We start from the raw sequence: 20933 nt of genomic DNA on the forward strand, positions 1-20933 counted from the left end.
CAAATGATAAAGCGCCCTCAATGAGGAATAAACCATGAGTATTGACCGCACTTCCCCCCTGAAGCCTGTAAGCACCGTTCAGCCACGTGAAACCAGTGACGCTCCGGTAGCCAATACCCGCGCAGCAAAAACGACGGCTACCGCCAGTACTAACGTCAAGTTAAGCGATGCGCAGGCAACACTGATGCAACCGGGCAGCAGTGATATCAATCTTGAACGCGTTGAAGCATTAAAATTGGCGATTCGTAATGGTGAACTAAAAATGGATGTCGGCAAAATTGCCGATGCGCTGATCAACGAAGTGCAACAAGATTTAATGAGTAAATAATCAGATGCCGCGTCTTGCTGAGATTCTCAACCAGATGTCTGTGGTGCTTAACGAGCTTAATATAGTGATGGTCCAGGAGCAGCAACATCTCTCTATGGGGCAGTTCACCGGTAGCCAGCTGCAACATATTACAGAACAAAAAAGCTCAATGCTGGCGACTCTGGATTACCTGGAACAGCTGCGTCGACAGGCACCGGATACAGAAATAAGTGAAGATATTGCGCAATGCTGGCAGGAAATCACCGAGAAAACGCAGCAATTGCGCCAGTTAAATCAGCATAACGGCTGGCTACTGGAAGGGCAGATTGAGCGCAATCAACAGGCACTGGAAATGCTGAAACCGCATCAGGAGCCGACACTGTACGGGGCGAACGGTCAGACCTCAACACCCTGGCGCGGTGGTAAAAAGATTTCTATTTGAAGATTTTCTCCGGCCTGCGATGCAGGCCGGAATTCTACGTTAAGCAGTACGACGAGCAAATTCTTTTACTTTGAAGCCCAACACCGCCAGTGCGGCAAAGTATGCTGCAATTCCCGCGACAACGACCGCCATCAAACGCAGTAAACGCCAGGGCATAGTGCCCAACGACCAGTCCGGCATAATATGCAACATGCCTAAAAGCACACCAGACATCACCAGTACCGCCACGAGTAAACGCAGCAGAAACGCAGTCCAGCCGGGTTGTGGGGTAAAGATTTTCTGCTTACGCAGCTGCCAGTAAAGCAGCGAAGCATTCAGACACGCCGCCAGACCAATGGAAAGCGACAGTCCGGCATGTTTCAACGGGCCGATAAATGCAAGGTTCATCAATTGCGTCAAAATCAGCGTGACGATGGCAATTTTCACCGGCGTTTTAATGTCCTGCCGTGAATAAAAGCCCGGAGCCAGCACTTTCACCACAATCAGGCCAATCAAACCTACCGAGTAGGCAATTAACGCCCGCTGGGTCATCAACGCATCAAAGGCGGTAAATTTACCGTACTGGAACAGCGAAACAGTTAACGGACCGGAGAGGATGCCCAGCGCCACCGCGCTTGGCAGCGCCAGCAGGAAACAAAGACGCAGCCCCCAGTCCATCAGACGGTTGTATTCATCGTGATTACCGCTGGCAAAACTTTTCGACAACGACGGCAGCAAAATGGTCCCCAGTGCCACGCCCAGTACACCGGACGGAAACTCCATCAAACGGTCGGCATAATACATCCATGACACCGAGCCGGAGGCAAGAAATGAGGCAAAAATAGTGTTGATGATTAAGGAAATCTGGCTAACAGAGACGCCAAGAATCGCCGGCCCCATCTGTTTCACTACGCGCATCGCCCCGGCATCGTGGAAGTTAATGCGCGGCAATACCAACATGCCAATCTTCTTCAGATGCGGTAGCTGATAAACCAGTTGCAGGATGCCGCCCACCGTAACTGCCCACGCCAGCGCCAGCACGGGTGGATTAAAGTACGGCGCTGCAAACAGCGCAAAGCCAATCATGCTGATGTTGAGTAATGTTGGGGCAAATGCCGGAATCGAGAAACGGTTCCAGGTATTCAGAATTGCCCCCACCAGCGATGCCAGTGAAATCAATAAGATATAAGGAAAAGTAATCTGTAATAACTGGCTGGTAAGTGCGAATTTGTCGGCAGTATCCGCAAAGCCCGGCGCGGTTACCATGATCACCCACGGCGCGGCGAGCATGCCGGCGACCGTCACAACCGCCAGCGCCAGTGTCAGCAGACCAGAGACATAAGAGACAAAGACCCGCGTGGCATCTTCACCCTGCTTGCTTTTATATTCCGCCAGAATCGGCACGAAAGCCTGGGAGAATGCCCCTTCAGCAAAGATACGGCGTAACAAGTTAGGAAGTTTGAACGCGACAAAAAAGGCGTCGGTTGCCATCCCTGCGCCAAAGATTCTGGCGACAATAGCGTCGCGTGCGAAGCCAAGCACACGCGAAAACATGGTCATCGAGCTGACGGCGGCCAGCGATTTTAATAAATTCATCTGTGTTCTAATCCAGACCCACGGCAAAACGCCTGCAAGGCAGGCGCTGAAAGAGGCGAATAGTCTACCTGGATTATGGTGAATTGCTACCGCCAGATGTTACAGGGTTTATTCACTCATCGCATCGCGCCAGATCTTATCAACGATGCGCTGCGCCAGCACCGCCTGTTCACCCGCGGTTTGCGGAACTGTCTGATTTTGCACGCATTCAATGAAATGGCGCGCACAACCGACAAATCCACGCTGCTCGAGGGTACTTTGCCAGCCAGGAATCGGTTTATGTACCACGCCCTGCCCACGCTCCTCACGCCATTCACGCATATCGGTGATGTCGATTAATGCCCCTTCAGTCACTGCCAGCACCGCTTCACGCTGACTTCCGGCACGACGATGCATAGAGGTGGTGATTTGTAACTGACCTGCCGAAAAATGGTGCTCGGCAAACAGCATTTCGCCGGACTCATTGGTCAGCAACGTACCGCTTTCGAGAGTTGCATTGCCGCCAGACAACCACAGCGCGGTATCAACCACATGCAGATAATCATCCAGCAAGGTGAAATAAAGATCGTGTGGCCCGACGCTATTGGTACGATGTTTATCCATTCTTAGCGAGGCTGCGCTGGCAAGCTGCGTTTTTAACTCACAGTACAGCGGCGCGAAACGACGGTTAAAGCCGACCATCAGTGTCAGTTTTTTGCGCGCTGCAAGTTCAACCAGTCGCTCGGCATCGCGCAGATTTTCCGCCAGCGGTTTATCGACACAGACATGTACACCTGCATTTAATAACGCACTGACCACCTCAAAATGACTGGCGGTGCTGGAGTGGACAAATACCGCATCGCAACTGGCGGCAAGGTTAGATAACGAATCGGCGTAAGGAATGCGCCAGCTTTCACAAATTGAGATGGCTTTCTCACGCGTTGGCGACCACGCCCCCTGTAGCGTCCAGTCAGACGCTGCTGCCAGCACTGGCAGCCACGCTTTTTGCGCGATGCCGCCTAAACCCACTACGCCGATACGTAATTTTTTCACGTTAATCTCCCAGATGGGCCAGCAACGAATCAAGACGCTGTTTCAGTTCTGCCACCTCGATTTCCAGGGCTTCGACGCGGGATTGTAAATCACCACCAACCGCGTCCGACGTTTCTGTAAGCACAGGCTGATCATCCACCTCGCCACTGAAAAGATGCATATAGCGGCTTTCGCGTTTACCTGGTTCGCGAGCCAGACGAACAACAAAAGGCCCATCTTCGCGATTAGCCAGTTGTTCCAGCGTTGTTTCTACTTCCGTCATATCGCTGAATTCATACATCCGCGCCGCGCGACTGCGCAGTTCACCTGGCGTCTGAGCGCCTCGCAACAACAAGGTGGTAATTAATGCGACTTCCGCGGCGCTAAGTTTCAGGTCACCAAACTCAGAGTTGCAGAAACGTTGTTCATATTTGGTGACTCGATTACCAAAGCCACCCACCGTGCGCAGATAATGGCGTTTTACCAGATTATCCAGTTGCTCCTGTACCTCGGATTCGCTCAGATTCATTACCGGTTCACGGTTTGTTTTCTGGTTACAGGCCGTTACCACGCCATTCACGGAAAGCGGGTATTGCTCTGGCGTCGTCACCTGTTTTTCCAGCAAACAGCCAATCACACGGGCTTCCAGTGCGGTAAGTTGATACTTCATGAAATTCTCCTTAGCGGCCGGGCGTCCAGTCCGGGGTGGTTAATGCCGTCAGTACGTGATCGCGCCATTTTCCATCAATCAACAAATAATCTTTCGCATAGCCTTCTTTTTCAAACCCCAACCGCGCCAGCAAATCACCGCTGCGTTTATTGTGCGGCATATAGTTGGCCATAATGCGATGAATATGTTGGGTACGTTGCATATAGCGAATGGCGGCGGTCAGAGCTTCAAACATCAGTCCTTTACCCTGCCATTTTTGTCCGATCGAATAACCGAGATAACAGGCGTGAAAAGAGCCGCGTACCACATTGGAAAAATTTGCTACGCCAATAATCTCTTTCTCATCTGGATCAAATAATCCAAAGTAAAAGGCTGAGCCCTGTTTATGAAATTCGTTAATCATGCTTAACCTGGCCTGCCAGCCTGAAGGATAGCAGTGGCTTTCATCGCGCACCGGCTCCCAGGGCTTCAGGAAATGGCGATTCTCTGCGTAATAATCCGCCAGTCGCCAGGCATCACGTTCATGCACCAGACGCACGACCAGTCGGTCGGTGGTTAAGCGCACTTTTGGCACGTTACTGCGATAGCCAAACATTCTATACCTACTCCTTCCCGTAACGTCTTTAATACGCTGTAAGTATTACTATACCTGCGCAACCAGAGCCTGTGAAAAGTCCAAAATACCATTTTCTGCATTATTCACATATTTGATAAAAACTCTCTATCAAAGCGACGTTTTGATAAAAAAATATTGTCCCCGATATGATGGGAAAAATCTTAGCAGCAATGCAGAATAGAAAGTGCTCATCTTTTATTTCCCGGGAGGGGAAATGTCGCGCGTATCGCAGGCGAGGAACCTGGGTAAATATTTCCTTCTCGTCGATAATATGCTGGTCGTGCTGGGGTTCTTTGTTGTCTTCCCGCTGATCTCTATCCGCTTCGTTGATCAAATGGGCTGGGCCGCCGTAATGGTCGGTATTGCCCTCGGTCTGCGTCAGTTCATTCAGCAAGGATTAGGCATTTTCGGCGGTGCTATTGCCGACCGTTTTGGCGCTAAACCGATGATCGTTACCGGTATGCTGATGCGCGCCGCCGGATTCGCCACCATGGGCATCGCCCATGAACCCTGGATGCTGTGGTTTTCTTGTTTGCTCTCGGGCCTCGGCGGTACGTTATTTGATCCGCCGCGTTCGGCGCTGGTGGTGAAATTAATTCGTCCGGAACAACGGGGCCGTTTTTTCTCCCTGTTGATGATGCAGGACAGTGCCGGTGCGGTCATTGGCGCGCTGTTGGGGAGTTGGTTATTGCAATACGATTTTCGCCTGGTCTGCGCCACGGGGGCAATTCTGTTTGTATTGTGTGCAGCGTTTAACGCCTGGTTGTTGCCCGCATGGAAACTCTCTACCGTGCGTACACCAGTCCGCGAAGGCATGACCCGCGTGATGCGCGATAAACGTTTTGTCACCTATGTCCTGACACTCGCGGGCTACTACATGCTGGCTGTGCAGGTGATGTTGATGCTGCCGATTATGGTCAACGACGTAGCCGGAGCGCCCTCTGCCGTTAAATGGATGTATGCCATCGAAGCGTGTCTGTCGTTAACGTTGCTCTACCCTATCGCCCGCTGGAGCGAAAAGCGTTTTCGTCTGGAACACCGGTTGATGGCGGGGCTACTGGTGATGTCATTAAGCATGATACCCGTGGGCATGGTCAGTGGCCTGCAACAACTTTTCACCCTGATTTGTCTGTTTTATATTGGCTCGATCATTGCCGAACCTGCGCGTGAAACTCTTAGCGCCTCGTTAGCGGATGCACGAGCGCGCGGCAGTTATATGGGGTTTAGTCGGCTGGGCCTGGCGATAGGCGGCGCTATTGGCTATATCGGCGGAGGCTGGCTGTTTGACCTGGGTAAATCCACGCAACAACCGGAGTTGCCGTGGATGATGTTGGGCGTTATTGGCCTCATCACCTTCCTTGCATTGGGCTGGCAATTTAGCCATAAACGTGCCGCGCGTCGGTTGCTGGAACACGACGCCTGATTTGATACTCCCCCCTGACTCCTCCATACTGAAAGTGAACTGACAGCCAAATGGAGGAGTCACGTGAAGCTATATATTTACGATCACTGCCCTTACTGCCTCAAAGCCCGCATGATTTTCGGCCTGAAAAATATCCCCGTCGAATTACACGTTCTGCTCAACGACGATGCAGAAACACCCACCCGGATGGTCGGTCAAAAACAGGTTCCCATTCTGCAAAAAGATGACAGCCGCTATATGCCAGAAAGCATGGACATTGTTCACTATGTGGATAAGCTCGACGGCAAACCGTTACTGACGGGTAAACGCTCCCCTGCCATTAAAGAGTGGCTGCGCAAGGTCAACGGCTATGCCAATAAACTGCTGTTGCCGCGTTTTGCCAAATCGGCGTTTGATGAGTTTTCTACTCCCGCCGCACGCAAATACTTCATCGACAAGAAAGAGGTCAGCGCGGGTAATTTTGCCGAGCTTCTCTCACATTCTGATGGGTTAATTAAAAATATCAGCGATGATTTACGTGCACTGGATAAACTCATCGTCAAGCCAAACGCCGTGAATGGCGAGCTTTCGGAAGATGACATTCAACTTTTTCCGCTGCTGCGTAATCTGACGCTGGTTGCCGGAATAAACTGGCCAAGCCGCGTCGCTGATTACCGCGATAACATGGCCAAACAGACGCAAATCAATTTGCTATCATCAATGGCGATTTAATCCTGGCCTGCCGCGGCAGCCTGTATTCGCGGGTTGCCGCTGTTTTCAGTTTTTTCTGCTGGCGAGTTTATCGCTGGTGACACATGCTGCGTTGTGTCAGGATATTGACGCAGATTTCATGTCGAGGACTACCATGAACAAGTTTTTATTTGCCGCTGCATTAATCGTCAGTGGCCTGCTCGTTGGCTGTAATCAACTCACCCAATACACCATCACCGAACAAGAGATTAACCAGTCGCTTGCGAAACATAATAATTTCTCAAAAGATATCGGTTTGCCCGGCGTGGCTGACGCCCATATAGTTCTGACAAACCTGACCAGCCAAATTGGTCGTGAAGAACCTAATAAGGTTACCCTAACCGGGGACGCCAATCTGGATATGAACTCTCTGTTCGGTAGCCAAAAAGCAACCATGAAACTGAAGCTGAAAGCGCTGCCTGTGTTTGATAAAGAGAAAGGCGCCATCTTCCTGAAAGAGATGGAAGTGGTCGACGCGACCGTGCAGCCGGAAAAAATGCAAACCGTGATGCAAACGTTACTTCCCTATTTGAATCAGGCATTACGCAATTACTTTAACCAGCAGCCGGCTTACGTCCTGCGCGAAGATGGCAGCAAAGGCGAAGCAATGGCTAAAAAACTGGCAAAAGGCATTGAAGTGAAACCAGGTGAAATAGTCATTCCGTTCACTGATTAATTACGAGGGCGTATTTGCGCCCTTTATTTTTCGTGCAAAGGAAAACGTTTCCGCTTATCCTTTGTGTCCGGCAAAAACATCCCTTCAGCCGGAGCATAGAAATTAATGACTGCACCATCCCAGGTATTAAAGATCCGCCGCCCAGACGACTGGCACCTTCACCTCCGCGATGGCGACATGTTAAAAACTGTCGTGCCGTATACCAGCGAAACCTATGGTCGGGCCATCGTTATGCCCAATCTGGCACCGCCTGTAACAACAGTTGAGGCTGCTGTGGCTTATCGCCAACGTATCCTTGACGCCGTACCGGACGGACACGATTTCACCCCGCTGATGACCTGTTATTTAACAGACTCGCTGGACCCCAATGAGCTGGAGCGTGGATTCAACGAAGGCGTGTTCACCGCCGCAAAACTTTACCCCGCGAACGCCACCACCAACTCCAGCCACGGTGTGACGTCGGTTGACGCAATCATGCCAGTACTTGAGCGCATGGAAAAAATCGGTATGCCGCTGCTGGTGCATGGTGAAGTGACCCATGCTGACATCGACATTTTTGACCGTGAAGCGCGTTTTATTGAGACGGTCATGGAGCCACTACGCCAGCGCCTGACCGCGCTGAAAGTCGTTTTCGAGCACATCACCACCAAAGATGCGGCCGACTATGTTCGTGACGGAAATGAACTATTGGCCGCCACCATTACTCCCCAGCATCTGATGTTTAACCGTAACCATATGCTGGTTGGCGGTGTGCGTCCGCATCTCTACTGTCTGCCGATCCTCAAACGCAATATTCACCAACAGGCGCTGCGTGAGCTGGTCGCCAGTGGTTTTGATCGCGTTTTTCTGGGTACCGATTCCGCACCACATGCCCGTCATCGTAAAGAGAGTAGCTGCGGCTGTGCAGGTTGCTTTAATGCGCCATCGGCGCTGGGTAGTTACGCCACCGTATTTGAAGAGATGAATGCACTACAGCATTTTGAAGCATTCTGTTCTTTAAACGGGCCGAAATTCTATGGATTGCCGGTCAATGAATCGTTTATTGAACTAATACGTGAAGAGCAGCAAATTGCTGAAAGCATCGCTCTGACAGACGACACGCTTGTTCCTTTCCTGGCTGGGGAAACTGTACGTTGGTCTTTTAAGCAATAAAAAACGTAGCCACCTGTTGTCTTTAGCTTATTTTACCTGTATAAATAACCAGTATATTCAACAGGGGGCTATTATGCGAATTGAAGTCACCATAGCGAAAACTTCTCCACTACCCACTGGGGCCATTGACGCTCTGGCGGGTGAACTTTCTCGTCGTATTCAGTATGCGTTTCCGGACAATGAAGGTCACGTATCGGTACGATATGCTGCGGCAAATAATTTATCGGTTATTGGCGCAACAAAAGAAGATAAACAGCGCATTAGCGAAATTCTACAAGAAACGTGGGAAAGCGCCGATGACTGGTTTGTTAGCGAATAATATGCAGTGATGTTTGTTTTTGCCGGGTCGCCCCGGCTTTTTTATATTTTAAGATTGTTCGTACAAATTTTACACTCCCTCAAAATAATTGCACAATATGCTAAAAAAATATGAACGACATGCTGTTTTATTGTTCATATAAATCTTAAAAGCAAAAAAATATCTCACTACCCCTTTAAAATTTCGGTGAATACCCATATTTATTGATATACTGAAGTTGCTTCAGATAAAAACGCATTGAACCTCGAATAACGTTGTCTAGTAACACGAATTAGGGGGCCATGATGGAAAAAAACAATGAAGTCATTCAGACTCATCCGCTCGTAGGGTGGGACATCAGCACCGTTGATAGCTATGATGCGCTGATGTTGCGTTTGCACTACCAGACCCCAAATAAGTCCGAGCAGGAAGGGACTGAAGTTGGTCAGACACTCTGGTTAACTACTGATGTTGCCAGACAATTTATTTCGATATTAGAAGCAGGAATCGCCAAAATTGAATCTGGTGATTTCCATGTCAATGAGTATCGGCGTCATTAACATGACATGACCATCCACCAAAAAGGCACCTTAACGGTGCCTTTACCATTTCTGGGTTGTATATCGTTTGTTACTTATTTACTCTGCTTAAACCATGAGAGCAGAGAGAAAAAAATGAAATACGATCTCATCATTATTGGCAGCGGTTCCGTAGGCGCTGCAGCCGGGTATTATGCCACCCAGGCCGGTTTGAAAGTGCTGATGACCGACAGCCATATGCCGCCACATCAACACGGCAGCCACCACGGAGATACGCGATTAATTCGCCATGCTTATGGCGAAGGCGAAAAGTATGTCCCGCTAGTACTCCGTGCGCAAACCCTGTGGGAAGAACTCTCCCGTCACAACGAAGAAGACCCCGTTTTTGTGCGCTCCGGCGTCATCAACCTCGGCCCTGCTGACTCCGAGTTTCTCGCCAATGTCGCCCACAGCGCGGAACAATGGCAACTCAACGTCGAAAAACTGGATGCACAGACAATTATGGCCCGCTGGCCGGAAATACGCGTCCCTGACAACTATATCGGGCTATTTGAGGCCGATTCCGGTTTTTTACGCAGCGAACTGGCGATTAAAACCTGGATCAAACTGGCGAATGAAGCTGGCTGCGCACAACTGTTTAACTGTCCGGTCACCGCAATTCGTCATGACGATAACGGCGTAACTATTGAAACGGCGGACGGCGAGTACCAGGCGAAGAAAGCGATCGTCTGTGCAGGTACCTGGGTAAAAGAGCTGCTACCAGAACTGCCCATCCAGCCCGTACGTAAAGTATTCGCCTGGTATCAGGCCGATGGCCGCTATAGCGTGAAGAATAAATTCCCGGCCTTTACCGGTGAATTGCCCAATGGCGATCAATACTACGGTTTTCCGGCAGAAAACGATGCCCTGAAGATTGGGAAACATAACGGTGGTCAGGTCATTCATTCAGCGGATGAACGTGTTCCGTTTGCGGAAATCGACAGTGACGGTTCCGAAGCTTTCCCATTCTTACGTAGTGTGTTGCCAGGTATCGGCTGCTGCCTGTATGGTGCTGCTTGCACCTATGATAATTCGCCTGACGAAGATTTTATTATCGATACCCTACCAGGACACGCTAATACGCTACTGATTACCGGCCTGAGTGGGCATGGCTTTAAATTTGCTTCGGTATTAGGGGAAATAGCCGCTGATTTTGCGCAAGACAAAAAAATCGATTTTGATTTAACGCCATTCCGGCTTTCCCGCTTCCAATAATCATCATCACGGCCTCTAAGTTGAGGCCGTTTTTACAGGAGCTTTTAATGCGTCGCCTGGTGAACTATCTCATCAATAATATTCGCGAACATCTCATGCTTTATCTTTTTCTCTGGGGGGTATTGGCGATTATGGATCTGATCTATGTGTTTTATTTTTAATCGCCAGGCGCTGACACAAACTGACAAAAATTTAATTTCCCTTTCATTTGGCGTGAAAATTTGAATAAGCTTATTCCAGTCGCAACAGCATTCACCAGACATCCCTCAGCCTGGAACCACTAAACTTATGAAGATTCTTTCATTATTAAATCAAAATTATTGAAATAAAAATAAATATCATTCGGATTGTTGTTTTTAAGTTGCAATTCATCTCGTGACAGGCCATTTTCATTACCTCGTGAATATGTTCTGGATGCAGTTATGCAATTCATAAATTCCCCTCAACGCTATGGTGTTATTTCTGCCGCTTTACATTGGCTAACGGCAATTATTGTCTATGGCATGTTTGCTTTAGGTTTGTGGATGGTAACGTTAAGTTATTACGACGGTTGGTATCATAAGGCGCCAGAGTTGCATAAAAGCATCGGTATTCTATTAATGATGGGGCTGGTTATTCGCGTTCTCTGGCGTTTAATTTCTCCTCCGCCTGGCCCACTGAAAAGCTATTCCCCCGGTATACGTTACGGAGCGAAAGCAGGCCATCTGGCACTTTATCTTTTGCTCTTTGCTATTGGCTTGAGCGGCTACCTTATTTCGACCGCCGATGGCAAACCCATCAGCATCTTTGGTTGGTTTGAAATCCCCGCAACGCTTGCCGACGCAGGCACGCAAGCTGACTTAGCAGGCGCTCTACATTTCTGGTTTGCCTGGAGTGTCGTCGTCCTGTCAGTTATGCACGGATTTATGGCGCTGAAACATCATTTCATCGATAAAGACGACACCCTGAAGCGCATTCTGGGAAAGTCGTCATCTGACTATGGAGTATAAAAAATGAAAAAAAGCCTGCTTGGTTTAACCTTCGCTTCCCTGTTGTTCTCTGCCGGTTCAGCTATCGCTGCCGATTACAAAATTGACAAAGAAGGCCAGCACGCCTTTGTCAATTTCCGCATTCAACATCTGGGCTACAGCTGGGTTTACGGCACTTTTAAAGATTTCGACGGTACTTTTACATTTGATGAAAAGAATCCGGCTGCCGATAAAGTCAATGTCACCATTAACACCACCAGCGTAGATACCAACCATGCCGAGCGCGATAAACATCTGCGCAGCGCGGATTTCCTCAACACAGCAAAATATCCGCAGGCAACCTTTACGTCCACTAGCGTAAAGAAAGACGGTGACGAGCTGGATATCACAGGTGATCTGACACTGAATGGCGTAACTAAACCAGTAACGCTGGAAGCGAAGTTGATTGGTCAGGGCGACGACCCATGGGGTGGTAAACGTGCAGGCTTCGAAGCTGAAGGTAAAATTAAGCTGAAAGACTTCAATATCAAGTCAGATTTAGGTCCGGCCTCTCAGGAAGTTGATCTGATTATTTCGGTGGAAGGTGTACAGCAGAAATAATGCTGAAATGTTGCCGGATGACGCGCATCCGGCAATGATGTTTATTCCGCAGGATCAGGTATGCCCAGTGTCGTATTCAGGCGTCCCCGCGACTTATTGAAGATTTTATTGCCATTTTCTCGCCCGGCTCGACGGCGTCGTTGTTCTTCTGGCGGTAATGCGCTCTCTTCGCAGCAAATCTCACTACAACACCCCTTGAATTTCTCAGCACACGTAGGACACTGGATAAACAGCAAGTGACAGCCATCATTTTTACAGTTGGTATGGCTGTCGCATGGCGTGCCGCACTGATGGCAATGTGCAATAATTTCATCAGAGATGCGCTCGCCCATCCGTTCGTCAAAAACGAAATTTTTGCCAACAAAACGCACTGGTAAGCCTTGTTCACGCGCCTTACGGGCGTATTCAATAATGCCGCCTTCAATATGCCAGACTTTATTAAAGCCGTTATGCTTCATCCAGGCACTGGCCTTTTCGCAACGAATGCCACCAGTGCAGTACATGACGATTTTTTTATCTTTATGCGTCTGCATCATCTCAACCGCCTTCGGCAGTTGTTCACGAAAGGTATCAGCCGGAATTTCCAACGCATTTTCGAAATGACCGACTTCATATTCATAGTGGTTGCGCATGTCGATAAACAGCGTATCGGGATCATCAAGCATGGCATTCACTTCCGCCGCTTGCAGATATTCCCCGACATTGGTGGCATCAAATTGAGGATCGTCAATCCCGTCGGCGACAATCCGCTCGCGGACCTTCATGCGCAGCACCCAGAAGGATTTCCCATCATCATCCAACGCGATATTCAGGCGTAAACCATCTAACGCAGGATCAAAAGCATAAAGCTGTGCACGAAATGTCTCGACGTTGCTCGCTGGTACACTAATTTGCGCGTTGATCCCCTCATGTGCCAGATAGACCCGGCCAAAAACATTCAACGAAGCAAATAGCTGATATAAAGCATCGCGGGTCACTTTAGGATCGGCAATATGGAAATATTTATAAAACGAAATGGTGGTGCGCGGTTCACTCTCGGCCAGCATTTTGGCTTTCAGTGCGTCGTTGGAAATTCGGTTGTGTAACACTGGCATGGTGTACGGTTCCTGCGAGGTGGGAAAGTAAAATCCGGCGCATGATATAGCAATAATCGCAAATTAACATCCACACATTTTACGCTACATTTGCGCATTAAAAATTATTAATAGTTTACATGCGCGGCATTTTCGCCCAGTCTTCAGCCTCAAATTTTGGTTGAGGGCGAAAAAATGCGACAATACATACAATTGCCCGTATAGGTTGAAAGACAGGATTGATATGACGAATCTACCCAAGTTCTCCACCGCACTGCTTCATCCGCGTTATTGGTTAACCTGGTTGGGTATTGGCGTACTTTGGTTAGTCGTTCAGTTACCCTACCCAATCATCTACCGCCTTGGCATTGCGACGGGGCGACTGGCGTTACGTTTAATGAAACGACGCGCCAAAATTGTGCATCGCAACCTGGAACTGTGCTTCCCGGAAATGAGCGAACAAGAGCGCCAGCAGATGGTGATTAAGAATTTTGAATCCGTTGGCATGGGACTGATGGAAACCGGCATGGCATGGTTCTGGCCAGAAAGTCGGGTTGCCCGCTGGACGGAAGTTATCGGCATGGAGCATGTCCGTGACGTGCAGGCGCAAAAGCGTGGCATCCTGTTAGTTGGCATCCATTTTCTGACGCTGGAACTCGGTGCACGACAATTTGGAATGCAGGAGCCGGGGATCGGGGTTTATCGCCCGAATGACAATCCATTGATCGACTGGCTGCAAACCTGGGGCCGCCTGCGTTCGAATAAATCGATGCTCGATCGCAAAGATTTAAAAGGGATGATTAAAGCCCTGAAAAAAGGTGAAGTCGTCTGGTATGCGCCGGATCACGATTACGGTCCGCGCTCGAGCGTTTTTGTGCCGTTGTTCGCCGTTGAGCAGGCGGCAACCACTAGCGGCACCTGGATGTTGGCACGAATGTCCGGCGCATGTCTGGTGCCATTTGTCCCTCGTCGTAAGCCGGACGGCAAAGGTTATCAATTGATCATGCTGCCGCCAGAGTGTTCACCGCCTCTGGATAACGCTGAAACCACCGCCGCATGGATGAACAAAGTGGTTGAAAAATGCATCATGATGGCGCCAGAACAATACATGTGGTTGCATCGCCGCTTCAAAACGCGCCCGGAAGGCGTTCCTTCACGTTACTAGCCTTCTTTATGCCGGATGCGCAGCATCGCATCCGGCACATCAGCATCAAATCCCCTGATTTAGCGATAAAAGCTCTCTGCATTGCGTCACTTATAAGTCAGGCGCATAATTAGTGTGCTTATCTTTTATTCTCTTGTTCACCGCGCCCTGGCGCACCAACAGCGGATTGCTATGTCACCCTGTGAAAATGACACTCCCATAAACTGGAAACGAAACCTGCTCGTTGCCTGGCTTGGCTGTTTTCTTACCGGCGCCGCCTTCAGTCTGGTAATGCCGTTCTTACCCCTCTACGTTGAGCAACTTGGCGTTACGGGCCACTCGGCGCTAAATATGTGGTCAGGGATTGTCTTCAGTATTACCTTTCTATTTTCCGCCATTGCTTCTCCGTTCTGGGGAGGATTAGCTGACCGAAAAGGTCGAAAAATTATGCTCCTGCGCTCTGCCCTCGGGATGGGTATCGTGATGGTGCTGATGGGGGTAGTGCAAAATATCTGGCAATTTCTGATCCTGCGAGCATTGCTGGGTCTGCTCGGTGGATTTGTCCCTAATGCCAACGCACTAATCGCCACTCAGGTCCCACGCAATAAAAGCGGCTGGGCGCTGGGTACGCTCTCTACCGGTGGGGTTAGCGGCGCGCTGCTCGGCCCCATGGCTGGCGGCTTGCTCGCCGATAACTACGGCTTACGCCCGGTATTTTTTATTACCGCCAGTGTGCTAATACTCTGCTTTTTCGTCACCCTATTTTGTATCAAAGAGAAATTCCAGCCAGTCAGCAAAAAAGAGATGCTGCACATGCGGGATGTCGTGACATCGCTTAAAAACCCGAAGCTGGTACTTAGCCTGTTTGTCACAACATTAATCATCCAGGTCGCCACCGGTTCAATCGCGCCAATCCTGACACTCTATGTCCGCGAACTGGCGGGGAATGTCAGTAATGTTGCTTTTATCAGTGGCATGATTGCCTCGGTCCCCGGTGTGGCTGCGCTACTTAGCGCGCCACGACTTGGCAAACTGGGGGATCGTATCGGGCCAGAGAAGATCCTGATAACGGCGCTGCTCTTTTCTGTGCTGCTGTTAATCCCTATGTCTTACGTCCAGACACCATTCCAACTGGGGGTTTTACGCTTTTTACTCGGGGCCGCCGATGGTGCGTTACTCCCCGCAGTACAAACGCTACTGGTCTATAACTCAACAAACCAAATCGCCGGACGAATTTTCAGCTACAACCAGTCATTTCGTGATATTGGCAACGTTACGGGACCATTGATGGGCGCGGCCATCTCGGCAAACTATGGTTTCCGCGCAGTGTTTCTGGTCACCGCAGGAGTTGTGTTGTTTAACGCGGTTTATTCCTGGAACAGTTTGCGTCGCCGCCGATTGCCCCAAGTGACAGGCTGATTTTTCGCCTTTCATACTTGCAAAAGCGCATAATCAGCTATTCTTTCCCTGAATACATCATCAAATCAAAGGGAGAATCGTGATGACTATGTACGCAACACTTGAAGAAGCCATTGATGCCGCACGGGAAGAATTTCTTGCTGACAACCCCGGAATTGATGCAGATGAAGCAAATGTGCAACAGTTCAATGTCCAGAAATATATTCTGCAAGATGGCGACATTATGTGGCAGGTTGAGTTTTTTGCTGATGAAGGCGAAGAAGGTGAATGTCTGCCAATGTTCAGCGGTGAAGCTGCACAAAGCGTCTTTGACGGCGATTATGATGAAATTGAAATCCGCCAGGAATGGCAGGATGAAAATACGCTGCATGAATGGGACGAAGGCGAATTTCAGCTTGAGCCGCCTCTGGATACTGAAGAAGGACGCGCTGCCGCCGATGAATGGGATGAGCGTTAATTACTCATATGGCCCATGTTGAATATCAATGGGCAGCAGTAAGGTATCAAAGACGAGGGAGAACGGCAGATCGAGGATCGTAACATAGCGCCATGCGGAGTCACGAACATCCCATTGCACTCCGGGATAATATTGGTTGCCATGCCCCTGCCCCGGTAAAGTGCGGCTAATGATGCTGCCACAGCCACTCAGTAAGGTAACCATGATGCCTACCACAATGAAACGCATTTGATACCTCTTTCCTAAAAAAATACCGACATTACGCCGGTATTTTTATTGGCTCGTTGTTTTTGCCGGATGTGGCGTGAACGCCTTATCCGACCTACAAAATCTTGCAAACTCAATATATTGCAGGAACGATGTAGGCCAGATAAACATAGCGCATCAGGCAACTACGTTTTTATTGCGAAGCCGCATCCGGGTTACGCAATGCCTGTGGATTCAGCTTTATCCCTTCATAGTAACTCACCCATGAAGAATATTTCTCCGGAGAGTTCCATACGCGGAAATGCAAACGTGCCATCGTTACCGGGTCGCTCAAAAGCACCAGACGACGATCGCGGTTCAGCTTCTCTGGCGTCTCGTTCAGCGCCTGTTCAACGTGGCGGTCACGGGCGATTTCCAGCACCTTACTGGCGCGGTGACGAGCGGTCGCCATTGCCGTTGCCAGGGCGTTAAACGACGGGTTAAATACCGCGTGCATAAAGCCATCGTCGAGAGAACGTTGACGGTTCATCTCAAGGAAACGATCGGTATCTACCAGCACCTGCGGCGGTGAATACTCTTCCGGGATCAGGAACAGTTTCCAGCGTTTAGCACGCAGCCCCACAGTCGCACGGCTGGAGATCACCGAAACAAACGGTGACAGGATCAGCGAGAAGACAATCGGCGCCAGCCAGAACAGGAATCTCAGATCCAGCCATGCCATGCCAACCGCCCACACAAGACCCAGTAACAGTTGCGAACCGTGACGTTTAAACGCTTCTCCCCAGGAAGTGGAGTCATCATCACGTTGCGGTGAATTCCACACTACCTCCCAGCCGAGGAAGGCACTGACCACAAATACCGTATGAAACAGCATGCGCACCGGCGCCAGCAGTACGGAGAATAGCACTTCCAGTAGCAACGACAAGGTGACGCGCCAGAAGCCACCATACTCTTTAGTCCCTTTGCACCAGATGAGCAAAATACTCAACAATTTTGGCAGGAACAGCAGCACCATTGTTGAGGCAAACAGTGCAATCGCCAGTTCAGGACGCCATTGCGGCCACACCGGAAACAACTGCCGTGGTTGCAGGAAGTATTGCGGTTCGGTCAACGCATGCACTACCTGTAATGCGGTCGAGAGCGCGAGGAACATAAACCACAGCGGCGCAGAGAGATAAGACATTACCCCCGTCAGGAACACCGCACGGTGTACCGGGTGCATCCCTTTGACCAGGAACAGGCGGAAGTTCATCAGGTTGCCGTGACACCAGCGACGGTCACGCTTTAGCTCGTCCAGCAAGTTTGGTGGCAACTCTTCATAAGAGCCCGGGAGATCGTACGCAATCCATACTCCCCAACCTGCACGGCGCATCAGTGCCGCTTCTACAAAGTCGTGCGACAGGATTGAACCGGCAAAAGAGCCTTCACCCGGCAACGGCGCCAGCGCGCAGTGCTCGATAAAGGGTTTCACGCGGATAATCGCGTTATGCCCCCAATAGTGCGACTCGCCAAGTTGCCAGAAGTGCAGACCGGCAGTGAACAATGGCCCATAAACACGGGTCGCAAACTGCTGGCAGCGCGCGTACAGCGTATCCATACCAGATGCTTTCGGCGAAGACTGGATAATCCCGGCGTTCGGGTTGGCTTCCATCAGGCGCACCAGGCCGCACAAGCAATCACCGGTCATCACTGAATCGGCATCCAGCACTACCATGTAGCTGTACTGACTGCCCCAGCGACGGCAGAAGTCATCGATATTACCGCTTTTACGCTTTACACGACGGCGGCGGCGGCGATAGAAAATCTGCCCTTCGCCGCCGACTTCAGCGATAAGCTCCATCCAGGCTTTTTGCTCTGCGACGCAGATATCCGGGTTGTAACTATCACTCAGAATGTAGACATCAAAGTGTTTAGCATTGCCGGTGGCTTTTACCGATTCCCACGTTGCGCGCAAGCCTGCAAAGACGCGATTCACGTCTTCATTACAGATGGGCATGATCAATGCCGTACGATGCTCAGGGTTTAGCGGTTCATCGCCAACGGTCGACGCAGAAATACTGTATTTATCGCGACCAATGAGCAGTTGCAGGAACCCCATCAACGCGGTCCAGAAACCGGCAGACACCCAGCAGAAAAGAACAGCAAAGAGGATCAGAATGCCGGTTTGCAGCATATAGGGCAGGAGCTGCATAAAGGAAACCCACAGATCCTGATCGACCATATCAACCGGATTAATAAACGCCCACCCCTGGTACGGCAGAATCGTCTTCATGTACCAGGTAGCGACAACGGTTTGCGCCAGTGTCAGGATAAGCAGGATATAACGACGGATTGTCCCGACGGTACGCCACTTTTGCTCGCTTTCCTGTTCTTCTTTGGTTAACCGAGCCAGATAGCGCGGTGTCACATCGCGTCCGCGCAGACGATCCCAGAATCGCCCTACCGGGTTAGTTCGCCACGGGTCGGGAAACATAGAAGAACGTTTTGCTTTCGGCATGGCCTGCAGCTGATCGCGTCCTTCGTCGTCTTTAATTAACTGCCCATCAGCCAGTGAATCCGGCCAGGCTTGTTCAAGACGCGCCTTCACCGACCCTTGCGGGGAGTCATCCTCCCGCGCATAGATGCGGTGTTCGGCATCCAGCGCCTGATGAACGGCGCGGATATCGGTCTTCGGCAATGCCGCTTTCTCACTGGCGGAGATGGGCATTGCGTCAATGTACTCAGTTGTTTTATTCATTGGCAGGTAACTGGTAGCTCCAGGTTTCACTCAACGTCTGATCGGCATTCACCAGCGCAGCACGCATTTCAGTGGTTTTCTTGGCATCTTTCACTTTCACGCGCATTACCAGCCGCCAGCCTTTGGTGACCGGGTTATAACGCACAGTACTCTCTACAATCTCACCATTATCGCCAATACTGGTTTGTGCGGTGACTGGCGTATCCGCTGGCAGTTTTTTCATTTCTGCACCAGTAAAATCGACCACAAAGGCGATAGTACCGTCAGGTTGACGAATCAGGTTTGATTGTTTCACATCCCCCGTTGAACGACGCGTCTGCTGTACCCAGGCGTTATCTGGCGCATGCAATTTGTCTTCGTCCCGGCTGAAGGTGATGGTGTATTTAAAGTTCATCTCTTTACCCGGTTCCGGCAGCTGGTCCGGCGTCCAGTAAGCGACGATGTTATCGTTAGTTTCATCGTTAGTCGGGATTTCTACCAACTCAACGCTACCTTTGCCCCACTCCCCTTTCGGTGTTACCCAGGCGCTTGGACGCAGATCGTAACGGTCGTCGAGATCTTCAAAACGAGAGAAGTTGCGGCCACGCTGTAACAGACCAAACCCTTGCGGATTCTCCATAGAGAAGCTGCTAACCGCCAGATGTTTCGGGTTATTCAGCGGACGCCAGATCCACTCGCCGTTACCGGCATGGATAGACAAGCCGTTTGAGTCGTGCAATTCCGGACGATAGTTATTCGCCGGAGACGGCTGGTTCGGTCCGAACAGGAACATACTGGTTAGCGGCGCAACACCCAGTTTGCCGACTTTGTCGCGCAGATAAATTTTAGACTGCACATCAACAACCGTGTCACGTCCTGGCATAACCACAAACTTGTAAGCGCCTGTCGCTCGCGGTGAGTCAAGCAATGCATAAATGGTTAAACGTTTATCAGTCGGTTTTGGACGCTCGATCCAAAACTCTTTAAAGCGCGGAAACTCTTCACCGGATGGCAACGCGGTATCAATTGCCAGGCCGCGGGCAGAAAGGCCATAAACCTGACCTGCACCAATCACGCGGAAATAGCTGGCCCCGAGCATGCTGACGATTTCATCGTTTTTATCTTTGCTGTTGATCGGGTAAAGCACTTTAAAACCGGCAAAACCAAGGTCTTTTACCGTGTCTTTGTCATGCTGAACATCGCCGAATGTAAAATAATCCGGACTGTATTTGATTCTTTTTACTGCCGTTGCAGTAACTTCATTGATTTTGACCGGCGTGTCGAAGTACATACCCTGATGGTAGAACTCGAGCTTGAATGGGGTCTTCAGATTGTTCCAGTAGGCTTTGTCATGATTAAACTGGATCTGCTGATAATCCGCGTATTTCATGTCGCGGAAAACGGAGGGCAAGTTGCTTTTAGGCGCCTCATAGCCTTTTCCGGCTAAGGATTGAGCTTGCTTTGCAACATCGTCAATGCTGAACGCCCAGCTTGAAGAGGTATACAGGGTTAACATTACTGCAGCACTCAACCAACGCATTTTCATCATTTGTAGTTTATGTTTCATAATAAGTAAGCACTTCCCCCTTTGTGTGCTTATATCGATCCGATCTATTTTAATGGATAACCAGCCATTACGACAACAGAATCCCGGCGT

Annotated in this window: 23 protein-coding genes; 15 read left to right on the plus strand and 8 right to left on the minus strand. The window is 50.1% G+C overall.

The window, feature by feature from the left end; translation table 11 throughout:
- Positions 1–34: 34 nt before the first annotated feature.
- Together flgM and flgN are read left to right on the plus strand one after the other, a co-directional pair.
- Positions 35–328, plus strand: coding sequence for a flagellar biosynthesis anti-sigma factor FlgM (flgM, locus tag FEK42_RS18415; RefSeq protein ID WP_130205511.1), 294 nt, complete (start codon positions 35–37; stop codon positions 326–328).
- Positions 329–332: 4 nt separating this feature from the next.
- The gene (gene flgN, locus FEK42_RS18420) at positions 333–749 is read left to right on the plus strand and encodes a flagella biosynthesis chaperone FlgN (protein WP_130205509.1); all 417 of its coding nucleotides are present in this window, start codon (positions 333–335) and stop codon (positions 747–749) included.
- Positions 750–788: 39 nt separating this feature from the next.
- On the opposite strand, the gene murJ is transcribed toward flgN, so the two are convergent.
- From murJ to rimJ, 4 genes are all read right to left on the minus strand, one after another.
- Positions 789–2324, minus strand: a complete 1536-nt coding sequence (gene murJ, locus FEK42_RS18425; protein WP_130205507.1) for a murein biosynthesis integral membrane protein MurJ — start codon at positions 2322–2324, stop codon at positions 789–791.
- Positions 2325–2432: 108 nt separating this feature from the next.
- Positions 2433–3356 carry a Gfo/Idh/MocA family oxidoreductase gene (locus FEK42_RS18430; RefSeq protein WP_135492197.1) on the minus strand — a complete coding sequence of 308 codons (924 nt, stop codon included), beginning with the start codon at positions 3354–3356 and terminating at the stop codon, positions 2433–2435.
- 1 nt (position 3357) lies between these two features.
- On the minus strand, positions 3358–4005 hold the full coding sequence (locus tag FEK42_RS18435) for a YceH family protein (protein ID WP_135492195.1): 648 nt from the start codon (positions 4003–4005) through the stop codon (positions 3358–3360).
- A 10-nt stretch (positions 4006–4015) separates the two neighbouring features.
- Positions 4016–4600, minus strand: coding sequence for a ribosomal protein S5-alanine N-acetyltransferase (rimJ, locus tag FEK42_RS18440; protein WP_130205501.1), 585 nt, complete (start codon positions 4598–4600; stop codon positions 4016–4018).
- 235 nt (positions 4601–4835) lie between these two features.
- On the opposite strand from rimJ, the gene mdtH reads away from it, so the two are divergent.
- The 10 genes from mdtH (at position 4836) to FEK42_RS18490 (ending at position 12260) form a co-directional block, all read left to right on the plus strand.
- Positions 4836–6044, plus strand: coding sequence for a multidrug efflux MFS transporter MdtH (gene mdtH, locus FEK42_RS18445; protein ID WP_131162252.1), 1209 nt, complete (start codon positions 4836–4838; stop codon positions 6042–6044).
- A gap of 63 nt (positions 6045–6107) precedes the next feature.
- Entirely contained in the window at positions 6108–6755 is a 648-nt protein-coding gene (gene grxB / locus FEK42_RS18450) for a glutaredoxin 2 (protein ID WP_135492193.1), read from the plus strand.
- A 133-nt stretch (positions 6756–6888) separates the two neighbouring features.
- Entirely contained in the window at positions 6889–7449 is a 561-nt protein-coding gene (locus FEK42_RS18455) for a lipoprotein (RefSeq protein WP_032183927.1), read from the plus strand.
- Positions 7450–7554: 105 nt separating this feature from the next.
- A complete protein-coding gene (gene pyrC, locus FEK42_RS18460; RefSeq protein ID WP_131162253.1) occupies positions 7555–8601 on the plus strand; it encodes a dihydroorotase in 1047 nt (348 codons plus the stop codon).
- A gap of 73 nt (positions 8602–8674) precedes the next feature.
- Positions 8675–8920 carry a DNA damage-inducible protein I gene (dinI, locus tag FEK42_RS18465; RefSeq protein WP_001217771.1) on the plus strand — a complete coding sequence of 82 codons (246 nt, stop codon included), beginning with the start codon at positions 8675–8677 and terminating at the stop codon, positions 8918–8920.
- Positions 8921–9204: 284 nt separating this feature from the next.
- A complete protein-coding gene (gene bssS / locus FEK42_RS18470) occupies positions 9205–9459 on the plus strand; it encodes a biofilm formation regulator BssS (RefSeq protein ID WP_000414435.1) in 255 nt (84 codons plus the stop codon).
- 114 nt (positions 9460–9573) lie between these two features.
- A complete protein-coding gene (gene solA, locus FEK42_RS18475) occupies positions 9574–10692 on the plus strand; it encodes an N-methyl-L-tryptophan oxidase (RefSeq protein WP_135409826.1) in 1119 nt (372 codons plus the stop codon).
- A 47-nt stretch (positions 10693–10739) separates the two neighbouring features.
- Positions 10740–10853 (plus strand): YceO family protein, encoded by a 114-nt coding sequence (locus FEK42_RS18480; RefSeq protein ID WP_001253741.1) that lies wholly within the window; start codon positions 10740–10742, stop codon positions 10851–10853.
- A gap of 261 nt (positions 10854–11114) precedes the next feature.
- Positions 11115–11681 carry a cytochrome b gene (locus FEK42_RS18485; RefSeq protein ID WP_130205491.1) on the plus strand — a complete coding sequence of 189 codons (567 nt, stop codon included), beginning with the start codon at positions 11115–11117 and terminating at the stop codon, positions 11679–11681.
- A 3-nt stretch (positions 11682–11684) separates the two neighbouring features.
- The gene (locus tag FEK42_RS18490; RefSeq protein WP_064528519.1) at positions 11685–12260 is read left to right on the plus strand and encodes a YceI family protein; all 576 of its coding nucleotides are present in this window, start codon (positions 11685–11687) and stop codon (positions 12258–12260) included.
- A 41-nt stretch (positions 12261–12301) separates the two neighbouring features.
- Here the strand turns inward: FEK42_RS18490 and FEK42_RS18495 are convergent, their stop codons facing one another.
- Positions 12302–13354, minus strand: coding sequence for a rhodanese-related sulfurtransferase (locus FEK42_RS18495; protein WP_130205489.1), 1053 nt, complete (start codon positions 13352–13354; stop codon positions 12302–12304).
- A 223-nt stretch (positions 13355–13577) separates the two neighbouring features.
- On the opposite strand from FEK42_RS18495, the gene lpxL reads away from it, so the two are divergent.
- The 3 genes from lpxL (at position 13578) to FEK42_RS18510 (ending at position 16353) form a co-directional block, all read left to right on the plus strand.
- The gene (gene lpxL / locus FEK42_RS18500; protein ID WP_130205487.1) at positions 13578–14498 is read left to right on the plus strand and encodes a kdo(2)-lipid IV(A) lauroyltransferase; all 921 of its coding nucleotides are present in this window, start codon (positions 13578–13580) and stop codon (positions 14496–14498) included.
- A gap of 171 nt (positions 14499–14669) precedes the next feature.
- On the plus strand, positions 14670–15896 hold the full coding sequence (gene mdtG / locus FEK42_RS18505; RefSeq protein WP_130215860.1) for a multidrug efflux MFS transporter MdtG: 1227 nt from the start codon (positions 14670–14672) through the stop codon (positions 15894–15896).
- Positions 15897–15978: 82 nt separating this feature from the next.
- A complete protein-coding gene (locus FEK42_RS18510; protein ID WP_130205483.1) occupies positions 15979–16353 on the plus strand; it encodes a MysB family protein in 375 nt (124 codons plus the stop codon).
- Here FEK42_RS18510 and FEK42_RS18515 read toward each other — a convergent pair whose 3' ends face one another.
- From FEK42_RS18515 to mdoG, 3 genes are all read right to left on the minus strand, one after another.
- Positions 16354–16581: a YceK/YidQ family lipoprotein gene (locus tag FEK42_RS18515; RefSeq protein ID WP_130205481.1), complete on the minus strand. Its 228-nt coding sequence runs from the start codon at positions 16579–16581 to the stop codon at positions 16354–16356.
- A 172-nt stretch (positions 16582–16753) separates the two neighbouring features.
- Positions 16754–19297: a glucans biosynthesis glucosyltransferase MdoH gene (gene mdoH / locus FEK42_RS18520; RefSeq protein WP_130205479.1), complete on the minus strand. Its 2544-nt coding sequence runs from the start codon at positions 19295–19297 to the stop codon at positions 16754–16756.
- Positions 19290–20825 (minus strand): glucans biosynthesis protein MdoG, encoded by a 1536-nt coding sequence (mdoG, locus tag FEK42_RS18525; protein WP_130258319.1) that lies wholly within the window; start codon positions 20823–20825, stop codon positions 19290–19292. The genes mdoH and mdoG overlap by 8 nt, the downstream gene beginning before the upstream one ends.
- Positions 20826–20933: the final 108 nt, after the last annotated feature.

Origin of the sequence: Escherichia sp. E2748, assembly GCF_005781125.1 — a bacterium.
In the GTDB taxonomy this organism is placed as follows: domain Bacteria; phylum Pseudomonadota; class Gammaproteobacteria; order Enterobacterales; family Enterobacteriaceae; genus Escherichia.